This window comes from Tistrella mobilis (genome assembly GCF_039634785.1).
Lineage (GTDB): Bacteria > Pseudomonadota > Alphaproteobacteria > Tistrellales > Tistrellaceae > Tistrella > Tistrella mobilis.
The window spans coordinates 202,677-214,050 of sequence record NZ_JBBIAB010000002.1 but is presented as its reverse complement, the minus strand read 5'-3'; the positions used below and the strand labels follow the sequence as shown (position 1 = coordinate 214,050).

Below are 11,374 nucleotides of genomic sequence, written 5' to 3'. Positions count from 1 at the left end.
TGGACAGGCGACCGGGCGTGCGGACCACCATGTCGGCCATCACCACCGGACCAGGGCGTTCAGCGTTCTTTGTGGGGGGACGAACCTGGATCCCGGCCTTCGCCGGGATGACGGTGGGGAGGGTGTGCCGGGACTGGCGGCGACAGTGCCGGACATCAACGGCGCCGCGCGCGGATGGCCAGCGGGCTGAAATCGGCCGACAACCCGGGGGGACCGGGTTGCGCGGTTTCCATGACCGGAGCGATTGGTCATGCCTTCAAACCAAGAGGGTCTTAGCTAGGTTGATGCCAGATGTTTCCATGACCGGAGCGATTGGTCATGCCTTCAAACTGTCGGGTATTTTACAAACGACACCGTGGGCAAGTTTCCATGACCGGAGCGATTGGTCATGCCTTCAAACTCCCCTCCTTCCAACCCATTGTCAAGCGGCCTGTGAACGGGGCAATTTCCGTCGGCTCCCACTGATCTGCATAACAAGTTATGCAACGCGGCCTCCGGGAAGATTTTCCAGAATATTATCAGAGAGATAGCATTTCCACCAGGTCGCTCGCGCTCCGGCGGCTCAGCGGGTGGTGCCCGCCGCCACCCGCACCCGATAGCTGCACCGCCGCCCGCCGGCCGGGATGTGGTCTTCGCGCGTGACCGTGCAGCCGGGGCCCAGCACCGTTCGGAAGACGGCGAGTTCGGCGCGGCAGAAGCCCTGGCAGGCCGTGGCGGCGGCGCAGATCGGGCAGTGGTTTTCGATCAGCAGCCAGCCATCGCCGTCGGGGGCGGGCTGGATTTCGGCCATATAGCCTTCGGCGCTGCGCTGGCGGGCGAGCGCCTGGAGGCGGGCCTCCGGATCGGCCGCGCCGGCCAGCGCCGCGTCATAAGCCCTGCGGGTTTCGGCCTCGCGCGCGGTGATCAGCCGGTCGAGCGCCTCTTCGCCGAGCAGGTCGCGGACATGGCGGATCAGGGCGACGGTCAACTCGGCATGGGCGTCGGGAAACCGGGCCTGGCCGCGATCGGTGAGGTGCCAGATCTGGGCCGGGCGGCCGACGCCGCGGATCTCCGCCCGCGCCTCCACCAGCCCCTCGGCCGCCAGCTTGACCAGCTGCTGGCGGGCATTCTCCCCCGTGGTGCCCAGCGCACGGCCCAGCGCCGCAGCGGTTTCCGGTCCCCCGGTCTTGATCAGGGTCAGCAGCCGGTCGGCCGTGCCCGTTGCCTGTCTCAGGGAAGGGTCTCTCAAGGGGTCGGTCACCCGCGTCCTCGCCCTTTCGGGATCATGCCAAAGCGTTATTCCAAGCCGTTCTTTGGAAATTAAGGGAGAGGGCGGCGCGGGGCAAGGGCTGTGCGGCCGAATGGAACCCCGGCGCGTTTCCGGCGTTCCCTTCAGGCCGGCAGTTCGACGCGGAGGGAACCCCATGGCCGAGCCGACGCCTCAGACACGCACCCGATCCTGGCTGATCACGGCCACGGCTGTTCTGTTCCTGCTGATCGCGCTGGGGCTGATCGGCGCCGGCGGCTGGCTGGGGGCGATCGGCGGGTCGTGGTATTACCTCGCGGCCGGGCTGGGCTTCCTGGTCACCGCCTGGCTGCTGTACCGGCGGCGGACGGCCGCGCTGCATGTCTATGCGGCGATCGTGGCCGGCACGCTGATCTGGGCGCTGGTCGAAGTGGGTTTCGACTGGTGGCAGCTGGCGCCGCGCGGCGATGTGATCGTGCTGCTGGGCCTCTGGCTCTGGATGCCCTGGATCACCCGGCGGCTGGGCACGCACAGCCTTGCCCCCGGCGGCCTGCCGCTGGCGGCATCGCTGGTGCTGGCGGTGGTGGTGGCGGGGATCGCGATGGCCACCCCCTCTCACGGCATTTCGGGCAGGCTGTCCATGGAGCGGGTGGCGGAGCTGGCGCCCGACGAGGGCGGCGTTCCGGCGGGCGAGTGGCACGCCTATGGCCGCACCGCGGCGGGGCAGCGCTACAGCCCGCTCGGCGAGATCACCCCCCGCAATGTCGACCGGCTGGAGGTCGCCTGGACCTATCACACCGGCGACATGCGCCGGCCGGGCGATCCGGTCGAGACCACCTATCAGGTCACGCCGCTCAAGGTCGACGACACGCTCTATCTGTGCACGCCGCATAATTACGTCATCGCGCTGGATGCCGGCACCGGCCGGGAGCGCTGGCGCTTCGACCCCCGGGTGCCCGACAACATCAACCGTCAGCACCTCACCTGCCGGGGCGTGTCGTATCATGCCCGCGAGGGCGCGGATCCCGCGACGCCCTGCGCGCGGCGGATCTTCATGCCCACGGCCGATGCCCGGCTCATCGCGCTGGATGCCGCCACCGGCCGGGTCTGCACCGGGTTCGGCGACAATGGCGAGATCGACCTCTGGCGCGGCATGCCAAATGTCGAGCCGGGCTTCTATTATTCGACCTCGCCGCCGGTGGTGACCCGCAATCTGCTGATCGTCGGCGGCGCCGTGAACGACAATGTCTCGGTGACCGAGCCGTCGGGCGTGGTCAGGGCCTATGACATCGAAACCGGCGCGCTGGTGTGGAATTTCGACACCGGCAATCCCGAGGCGACCGAACCTCTGGCAGAGGGCGCCAGCTATACCGCCAATTCGCCCAATGTCTGGTCGGTAGCATCGGTCGATGAAGAGCTGGGGCTGGTCTATCTGCCGATCGGCAACCAGCCGCCCGACCAGTGGGGCGGCCGTCGGTCCGAGGCTGCGGAGCGGTTTTCGTCATCGGTGACGGCGCTGGATCTGGCGAGCGGCCGGGTGCGCTGGGTGTTCCAGACCGTGCATCACGATCTCTGGGACCGCGACGTGCCGGCCCAGCCGACACTGGTGGATCTCGATATGCCCAATGGCCCCGTTCCGGCGCTGGTTCAGCCCACCAAACAGGGCGATCTGTTCGTGCTCGACCGCCGCACCGGCGAACCGGTGCTGCCGGTGACCGAAGAACCCGCCGCTCAAGGGGCGGCAGAGGGCGATTATGCCGCCCCCACACAGCCCGCCTCCGCCCTGTCGTTCCGGCCGCCCCCGCTGGCCGAGGCCGATATGTGGGGCGCCACCATGTTCGATCAGCTGGCCTGCCGGATCCGCTATCGCAGCCTGGACTATCGGGGTGCCTATACCCCGCCTTCGGAACGGGGCACGCTGGTCTATCCGGGCAATTTCGGCGTGTTCAACTGGGGCGGCGTCGCGGTCGATCCGGAACGGCAGGTGGTGGTGGCCACCCCCTCTTATCTCGCCTTCGTCATCCGGCTGATCCGGCGCAGCGACGACGACCGGACCTATGTCTCGGATGGCGAGCCGGGGCTCAACGAGAATTTCGGCGCGCCCTTCGCGGTCGATATCGGCCCGATGCTCTCGCCCGTGCTTGGCCTGCCCTGCCAGGCGCCGCCCTGGGGCTATGTCGCCGCGGCGGATCTGCGCACCGGCGACATCGCCTGGATGCATCTGAACGGCACGGTCCGCGACCGCGCCCCGGTGCCGCTGCCCTTCGAAATGGGCGTGCCCGATCTGGGCGGGCCGCTGGTCACCGCCGGCGGGGTCGCCTTCATGAGCGGCAATATCGATTATTACGTTCGCGGCTTCGACCTGGAAACCGGCCAGAGGCTCTGGGAAGACCGGCTGCCGGCCGGCGGCCAGGCGACGCCGATGTCCTATCAGGGCCCCGACGGCCGGCAATATCTGCTGGTGGTGGCCGGCGGCCATGGCTCGCTGGGGACAAAGGCGGGGGATGCGATCATCGCCTATGCCCTGCCGCCCGCCGCCGGCGGCGGCGGCGGCGAGGGAGGCTGACCGCCGTGACGCTCGGAGCCGTGACGCCCGGAGCCGTGACGCCCGGACGGGGCGCCCCGGCCGCCCGCAGATCCGCGCGGGGCTGGGCCATCGCCGCCACGGGCGCCGCACTCGCCGGCTGCTCAGGCATGCAATCGACGCTCGACCCCGCCGGCGAAGCCGCCGACCGGGTCGCGGAGCTGTTCTGGATCATGCTGGCCGGTGCCGCCGTGATCTGGACCGGCGTGATGGCCACCGCCATCGCCACCGCCCGCCGCAAGGGCCCGCCGGTCAGCCAGAAGCGGGCGCAATGGTTCATCATCGGCGCCGGTGCCGTCTTTCCCACGCTCGTGCTGACCCTGCTGCTTGCCCATGGTCTCAGGCTGATGCCGGAATTGCGGGCCGGCGGCGGCGATCTGAAAATCCGGGTGCAGGGCGAACAGTTCTGGTGGCGGGTGACCTATCTGCCCGAAGGCGGCCCGCCGGTGGTTTCGGCCAACGAGCTGCGCCTGCCCGCCGGTGCCGTGGTGGAGCTGGAGCTGACCAGCCCCGACGTGATCCATTCCTTCTGGATCCCCGCGATCGCCGGCAAGACCGACATGATCCCCGGCCGCGTGACCCGCCAGCTGCTGAAGCCGGTGAAGCCCGGCCTCTATCGCGGCGCCTGCGCCGAATTCTGCGGCACCGGCCACACGCTGATGGCCTTCACCGCCGAGGTGATGCCGGCGGAAGATTTCGCCCGCTGGCTGGCCGCCGAAGGCCGGGATGCCGCCCCGCCCGCCCCGGGCAGTGCGGCGGCGCGCGGAGCCCGGGTGTTCGACGAGCAGGGCTGCGGCGCCTGCCACAGCATCCGCGGCACCGGGCACCGGGGCACGATCGGCCCCGATCTCACCCATCTGGGCAGCCGGCACAGCATCGGCGCCGGCATCCTGCCCAACACGGGCCCCCATATCGCCGATTTCATCCGGGCGACCGCCACGGTCAAGCCCGGCGTGCTGATGCCCGCCTATGGCGGCATCGGCGATGACGACCTCTCGGCCCTGGCCGCCTATCTGGAGGGATTGCAATGAGTGACGATCTCTCCCGCGATACGCTTGCCGAGGCACAGGCGGCGCGTCTGCGCAAGGTCTGGGCCACGCCCCGGGGCTGGCGCTACTGGTCGGCGGTGAACAATACCGAGGTCGGCATCTGGTACATCGTCACCTCGTTCGGCTTCTTCCTGTTCGCGGGCGTGCTGGCGCTGATCGTCCGCGCCCAGCTGGCGGTGCCGCAGAACGACCTGGTCAGCCCGGAATTCTACAACCAGGCCTTCACCCTGCACGGCACGATGATGATGTTCCTCTTCGCCGTGCCGATCTTTGAAGCGGTGGCCATTCTGCTGCTGCCGCAGATGCTGGCGGCGCGCGACCTGCCCTTTCCCCGGCTGTCGGCCTTCGGCTTCTGGTGCTTCCTGATCGGGGGAAGCTTCGTCGCCGGCTCGATCTTTTTCGACGCCGCACCGGCCAGCGGCTGGTTCATGTACCCGTCGCTCGCCACCAACAAGGATCTGGCCGGGATCGGCGCCGATATCTGGCTGCTCGGCCTGTCCTTCATCGAGGTCGCCTCGATCGCGGCGGCGGTGGAGCTGATCGTCGGCGTGCTGAAATGCCGGCCGCCGGGCATGCGCATCCATCTGATGCCGCTTTATTGCTGGTATGTGCTGATCGTGGCCGGGATGATCCTGTTCGCCTTCCCGCCGCTGATCGCCGGCGACATCCTGTTCGAACTGCAAAGGATGTTCGACTGGCCGTTCTTCGACCCCGACCGCGGCGGCGACCCGGTGCTGTGGCAGCATCTGTTCTGGATCTTCGGTCACCCGGAAGTCTACATCATCTTCCTGCCCTCGATCGCGCTGATGGCGATGATCGTGCCGACCTTCTCTCAGGTGCCGATCACCGGCTATGGCTGGATCGTGCTGGCCGCCGTCGGCACCGGCTTCCTCAGCTTCGGGCTCTGGGCCCATCACATGTACACCACCGGCCTGCCGGCGCTGTCGCTGGGCTTCTTCTCGGCGGCGTCGGAAGCGGTGGCGATCCCGACCGGCGTGCAGATCTTCGTGTTCATCGCCACCATGGCCACCGGCCGGGTGATCTTTTCGGTGCCGATGCTGTTCGCCGCCGGCGCGCTCGCGGTCTTCGTCTTCGGCGGGCTGACCGGGGTGATGGTGGCGCTGGCCCCCTTCGACTGGCAGGCCCACGACACCCATTTCGTCGTCGCCCATCTGCACTACACCCTGATCGGCGGCATGCTGCTGCCGCTGATCGCCGGGCTCTATTACTTCTTCCCCTTCGCCACGAAGCGCATGCTGTCGGCCCGGCTCGGCACATGGGCCTTCTGGCTGATCTTCACCGGCTTCAACATCACCTTCCTGCCGATGCATTTCACCGGGCTGCGCGGCATGCCGCGGCGGGTCTTCACCTATCCCGCCGGCCATGGCTGGGACTGGCTGAATCTGATTTCGACCTTTGGTGCCTATATTATGGCAATCGGGGTACTTGTAGTGGTGGTGGATGTGGTCCGCGCCCTGCGCCACGGCCCGCCCGCGCCGCGCAATCCCTGGAATGCCGGCACGCTGGAATGGACGGTCGAGACCACCGACGAGAATTGGGGCGTGCGTTCGGTGCCGCAGATCTCCAGCCGCTATCCCCTCTGGGATCAGCCGGGCGTGCTCGACGAGATGGACCGGGGCCAGGGCTATCTGCCCGATGCCGCCGCGGGCAAGCGCGAGACCCTGATCACCGGCGTGCTGGATGCGACGCCTGAACAGGTGCAGCGCCTGCCGGCCAATTCCTTCCGCCCGCTCGCCGCCGCCATCTTCATCGGCACCTGCTTCATCGCCGCCACCTTCGAATGGTGGTGGCTGGCGGCGGCCGGCGGGATCATCGGCATCGGCGTGATCCTGGGCTGGCTCTGGACCGGCACCGCCCGCCCGCCCGAGGCGGCCACCATGGATGCCGGCCGCGGGCTGACCCTGCCACTCTATGCCTCGGGGCCGCGCTCGGTGGGGTGGTGGGCGATGTGCATCACCATGGTCGGCGATGCCACCGCCTTCATCAGCCTGATCTTCGGCTATTTCTTCTACTGGACCATCCATGCCGAATTCCCGCCGCCCCAGGCGACCGGCCCGGGGCTCGTCTGGCCTGCGATCGCGGCGGCAACCGGGCTTGCCGCCTGGGCGGCGGTGCTGGCCGCCCGCCATGCTAACCGGACCGGCCGGGTGGCAATGGCCCGGCTGGCGCTGATGGCCGGCGCCGGGCTCACCATCGCATCCATCGCCGCCGGGGCCGCCGCCATCCTGACCACCGGCCTCGATCCCGTTGTCCATGTCTATGACGCGACCGTCTGGGTGCTGGTGATCTGGACCGCGCTGCATCTGGCGGCGGGCGTACTGATGCAGCTCTACTGCCTGGCCCGCAGCCTTGCCGGCCACATGACGCCGGTCCATGACATCGACATCCAGAACGTCACGCTCTACTGGCATTTCGCCGGGGTCACGCTGGCCGTCACCATGGCGGTGATCGGCCTGTTCCCGCTGGCGAGCGGCTGAGGGAGAGCCATCCATGCTGACCCGACCCGACCGCGCCACCATCGTCACCCTGCTCGCCCCGCCCACGGTCTGGGCGCTGCATTTCCTGACCGCCTATATCCTGGCCGCCATCGCCTGCGCCAAGGGCTGGGATCCGGGCAGCGTGCGGCTGGTGATCGCGGCCGCCACCGCGGCGGCGCTGGTCTTCATCGCGCTGGCGGCCCGCGCCGCCCACCGCCATACCGGCTTCACCGCCGACACGCCCCCCCATGACGACCCGACCCGGGGCGCCCGCATGCGCCAGATGGGGGCGGCCACCTTCCTGGTCGCGGCGTTGAGCTTCGTGGCGGTGATCTTCACCAGCCTGCCGGCCGTGTTCATCCCGGATTGCCGATGATGCGCCGGGTGCTGGTGGTCTTGGGCCTCATCCTGCTGGCGCTGCTCTGGGGCGGGCCGCTGATGCGGGCCTCGCAGCAGGATTTCGCCGCCCATATGGCGGTGCATATGGGCCTGGTCGCGGTGGTGGCGCCGCTGCTCGCCGCCGGCATCGCCGGCACGCGCTTCGACCTGTCGGAGCGCCACCCCCTGATCTTCGGGCCGCTGATCGCCTCGGCGGCGGAGCTGGTGACGGTCTGGGGCTGGCACCTGCCGGCCCTGCATGCCGCCGCCCGCACCGATCCCGTCGCCCATGCCGCCGAACAGCTGAGCTTCCTGATCGTCGGGCTCTGGGTCTGGACCGCCTGTCTCGGCCATGGTCTGGCGGGCGGTGAGACGGATGGCCGGTCCCGCCGTGCCGCCCTCGGCACCGTCGGCCTGTTGCTGACCTCGATGCACATGACCCTGCTGGGCGCGCTGATCGCCTTCGCCGGCCGGCCGCTCTACATCCACGGCCTTGCCGGGCTGCACGGCACCGGGGTCGATCCGGCGCAGCTGATCGCCGACCAGCAGGCCGGGGGCGTGATCATGCTGCTTGGCGGCGGGCTCGCCTATCTGATCGGCGGGGTGGCGCTGATGGCGCGGCTGTTCCGCGACAGCCAGGGTGAGGGGACCATGCCATGAACCGCAGGATCCGTCTGCGCCACCTGCTCTACGGCCTGGGCGGGCTGGCCGCCGCGGCGCTGGTGGCGCTCTGGGCCGGGCTGATGCCGGTCACCGCCAGTTCGGGCCATTGGCGGATCACCGCCTGGTTCCTGCATTGGGTGATGCAGAATTCCGTGCGCACCGATGCGCTGTTCGTCGAAACGCCCGCCGAGGTCGACGACCCGGTGCTGGTGCGCCGCGCCGCCGGCCATTTCGAAACCGCCTGCCGCTTCTGCCATGGCGCACCGGGCGCGACCGCAGGGCCGCTACCCTTCAACATGACCCCGCGCCCGCCCGGGCTTGGCCACGCCGCATCGGCCTGGAGGCCGGCCGAGCTGTTCCGCATCGTCGGCCATGGCATCAAATTCAGCGGCATGCCCGCCTGGCCGGCGCCGGCGCGCGACGACGAGGTCTGGGCGATGGTCGCCTTCCTGCGCGCCCTGCCGCAGATGGACGCGGCCGATTATGCGCAGCTTTCCGGCCGTGCCGCCACGGCGGAGGCCGGCGACAGCCTGCCCGCCCGGGCCGGCTGCGTCGCCTGCCATGGCATGGATGGCGGGTCCGATGGCGGCGCGGTGCCGGTGATCGGCGGCCAGCGGGCCGATTATCTGGCGGCGACACTGACCGATTTCCGCGACGGCCGCCGCGCCGGCGGCATCATGCAGGTCGCCACCGCCGGCCTCGACGACGACATGATCGCCCGCCTCGCCCGCCACTATGCCGGCCGGCGACCGGAACCGGACCCCGCCGCCCCTGCCGGTCCGGCAGAGCCGGCCCGGGGTGCCGCGATCATCGCCGACGGCATGCCTGAGGCCCGCGTGCCCGCCTGCAGCGCCTGCCACGGCCCGGGCGGCGCCGAGCCCAAACCCGGCATTCCCCGCCTCGCCGGCCAGGATGCCGGCTATCTCGCGGGCCAGCTCCACCTCTGGCGCGCCGGCACCCGCGGCGGCGGCCCCCGCGCCGAGGTGATGACCCGCGCCGCCAGCGGCCTGTCGGATGCGGACATAAGGGCCGTCGCGGCGGCGCTGGCGCGGGGGGAGAAGGGGCGCGGATATCGTGACACGCTCCCCGGCGGAACAGCCGCCCCCGCAGCGGATTGACGGGCGAGGAGCCCCCGTCTGCGGAGATATGACATCATGACCGACCCGCGCGACACCGAAGCCAGAAACCGCGCGCGCGACCCGCGCGACACCCGGCCCTCGGGCGAGCATCCGGCGCCGATTGCGCCGGCGCCGGGGGATCTGCCTCCGGTGCGGCCGGATGCGCCGCCGACCAGTGCGGAGCTGCGCGACCGGATCGATCGGGGGCAGACGGGCGACAAGGTGCCGGTGGTCGACCCCGCCGCAGCACCGCTCGGCACCGATGACGAGGCGGCGGGTACGCCGCCCAGGGCGGCGGATGTTGCGGCCGCGGCGGCGGCGGAGACGGTTCATCATCCGGTTTCGGCCCCCGGGCTGGACGGCGACCGGTTGGAACCCTCCCCCGGCGGCCAGCCGCGGCGGTTGCCGCGCGGGCTTTATCTGATTGGTGTCATTACGATTATATTTATGGGCATGATCGTGGCCGTGGAACTGTTGGTGCGGTGAACAGCACCTCGGGCAACCACATCGTGGCCGATTGCAATTGTCATTCTCATCTGGCCGAAGCCCCTGCCCCGAGGCGGGCACGAACCCTCAATCTGCGGGCGAACCGCACCCCGCCCGCCCGTCGCTCCGCTGCGCCCGATTTGGGGCCCCCGGGAGGGCGGCCTGGGAAAATCCCGTGATATCAACCACATCAACAATTCGTGAAACGCCACATGTGACCACGGGAACGGTTAAACTAGATTAAAGAATCCTTACCGCGGCCGCATTAAGGTTCCTGAGTGGGTCAATTCCTCCACGCCGCTGCGGTGAATATCCTCGCATTTTGCAGAAGGATGTACCGCAGACCGGGAGGGGCGGAGGAACCGGTGCAGATCGGCTCCTTTTGCCTGAAATGCCACGCAAATTCGGGTCATGACCACGCCACGATCCGCGACCACCCGTTGAAACAGGGAGGACATACGGATGCCACAGCACGGCGCGCAGACTGATCCACTCCAGGCCGGCGGCAGGGAGGCCGCATCCGGTCGCGCCGCCCATTCGGGTCGCGGCGCCGAAACCGGTCGCGTTACGCCTTCTGCGAGCCCCACCCTGGAGCGGAGGCACCAGCCGGTTTCGCCGACACCCAGACCCGCTACAGCCGATACCCGCCACGGACCCGATGACAATGGACAGGGGCCACGCATGATGGAACATCACCAACAGGTCGTTCAGGATGAAATCGTTGCCTTGATCCCGTCCCTGCGCGCCTTCGCCCGATCGCTGACCAGGAATCCGTGCGAAGCGGATGATCTGGTTCAGGAAACGCTGATGAAGGCGATCGCCAATGCCGGGCAGTTCACCGCCGGCACCAACCTTCGCGCCTGGCTGTTCACCATCCAGCGCAACACCTTCTATACCCTTTATCACAAGCAGCAGCGTGAACCCGTGCTGGTGGTGGAGGATCTGCCCGGCGTGCATGTCAAGCCGGCCCAGGAATGGTCGATGAAGCTGCGCATGGTCGAAGAGGCCGTCCGCAAGCTTCCCGCCGATCAGCGCGAGGCACTGATGCTCGTGGGTGGCGGCGGCATGAGTTACGAAGAGGCCGCAGAGATCTGCGGCTGCGCCCTCGGCACGATCAAGAGCCGGGTCAGCCGGGCCCGCACGGCCCTGCTCCGCCTGCTCGACAGCGAGGACGAACACGACTTCCTTGACGACATCACCGGTGGCAGCCGTCGCAGCCGTATCGCTGCGGACGACACCGACCGGCGGCCGGCGCGGCCCGACGCCTGAGGGCCCCACACCTGAGGGCTCGGCGCCTGAGGGCGCCCGCGGCATCTTCCTCTTCTTCTCCACCTGACGGCTTCGTCTTCAACGGCATCTTCCTCAGAGGCAAC

At 69.2% G+C, this 11,374-nt stretch carries 9 protein-coding genes; 8 read left to right on the top strand and 1 reads right to left on the bottom strand.

Features of this window, described 5'->3' with window-relative positions:
- Positions 1 to 562 precede the first annotated feature (562 nt).
- The gene (locus WI697_RS03870) at positions 563 to 1,228 is read right to left on the bottom strand and encodes a helix-turn-helix transcriptional regulator (RefSeq protein ID WP_345957444.1); all 666 of its coding nucleotides are present in this window, start codon (positions 1,226 to 1,228) and stop codon (positions 563 to 565) included.
- A gap of 175 nt (positions 1,229 to 1,403) precedes the next feature.
- Here WI697_RS03870 and WI697_RS03865 point away from each other — a divergent pair, with 175 nt between their 5' ends.
- The 8 genes from WI697_RS03865 (at position 1,404) to WI697_RS03830 (ending at position 11,270) form a co-directional block, all read left to right on the top strand.
- Positions 1,404 to 3,791, top strand: coding sequence for a glucose/quinate/shikimate family membrane-bound PQQ-dependent dehydrogenase (locus WI697_RS03865; RefSeq protein ID WP_345957443.1), 2,388 nt, complete (start codon positions 1,404 to 1,406; stop codon positions 3,789 to 3,791).
- A gap of 5 nt (positions 3,792 to 3,796) precedes the next feature.
- The gene (coxB, locus tag WI697_RS03860) at positions 3,797 to 4,840 is read left to right on the top strand and encodes a cytochrome c oxidase subunit II (RefSeq protein ID WP_345957442.1); all 1,044 of its coding nucleotides are present in this window, start codon (positions 3,797 to 3,799) and stop codon (positions 4,838 to 4,840) included.
- Positions 4,837 to 7,356, top strand: coding sequence for a cytochrome c oxidase subunit I (gene ctaD, locus WI697_RS03855; protein WP_345957441.1), 2,520 nt, complete (start codon positions 4,837 to 4,839; stop codon positions 7,354 to 7,356). Before coxB ends, ctaD begins: the two co-directional genes overlap by 4 nt.
- A gap of 13 nt (positions 7,357 to 7,369) precedes the next feature.
- The gene (locus WI697_RS03850) at positions 7,370 to 7,732 is read left to right on the top strand and encodes a transmembrane prediction (RefSeq protein ID WP_345957440.1); all 363 of its coding nucleotides are present in this window, start codon (positions 7,370 to 7,372) and stop codon (positions 7,730 to 7,732) included.
- A complete protein-coding gene (locus tag WI697_RS03845; RefSeq protein ID WP_345957439.1) occupies positions 7,729 to 8,394 on the top strand; it encodes a cytochrome c oxidase assembly protein in 666 nt (221 codons plus the stop codon). Before WI697_RS03850 ends, WI697_RS03845 begins: the two co-directional genes overlap by 4 nt.
- The gene (locus WI697_RS03840) at positions 8,391 to 9,515 is read left to right on the top strand and encodes a c-type cytochrome (protein ID WP_345957438.1); all 1,125 of its coding nucleotides are present in this window, start codon (positions 8,391 to 8,393) and stop codon (positions 9,513 to 9,515) included. Before WI697_RS03845 ends, WI697_RS03840 begins: the two co-directional genes overlap by 4 nt.
- Positions 9,516 to 9,551: 36 nt before the next feature.
- Entirely contained in the window at positions 9,552 to 10,001 is a 450-nt protein-coding gene (locus tag WI697_RS03835; protein ID WP_345957437.1) for a hypothetical protein, read from the top strand.
- Between the two features lie 681 nt (positions 10,002 to 10,682).
- Entirely contained in the window at positions 10,683 to 11,270 is a 588-nt protein-coding gene (locus WI697_RS03830; protein WP_062762315.1) for a sigma-70 family RNA polymerase sigma factor, read from the top strand.
- Positions 11,271 to 11,374 lie beyond the last annotated feature (104 nt).

Coding starts and splice junctions, on each gene's coding strand:
- WI697_RS03865 (WP_345957443.1), top strand. CDS start 1,404: ATGGCCGAGCCGACGCCTCAGACACGCACCCGATCCTGGCTGATCACG.
- WI697_RS03835 (WP_345957437.1), top strand. CDS start 9,552: ATGACCGACCCGCGCGACACCGAAGCCAGAAACCGCGCGCGCGACCCG.
- WI697_RS03845 (WP_345957439.1), top strand. CDS start 7,729: ATGATGCGCCGGGTGCTGGTGGTCTTGGGCCTCATCCTGCTGGCGCTG.
- ctaD (WP_345957441.1), top strand. CDS start 4,837: ATGAGTGACGATCTCTCCCGCGATACGCTTGCCGAGGCACAGGCGGCG.
- WI697_RS03850 (WP_345957440.1), top strand. CDS start 7,370: ATGCTGACCCGACCCGACCGCGCCACCATCGTCACCCTGCTCGCCCCG.
- WI697_RS03840 (WP_345957438.1), top strand. CDS start 8,391: ATGAACCGCAGGATCCGTCTGCGCCACCTGCTCTACGGCCTGGGCGGG.
- WI697_RS03830 (WP_062762315.1), top strand. CDS start 10,683: ATGATGGAACATCACCAACAGGTCGTTCAGGATGAAATCGTTGCCTTG.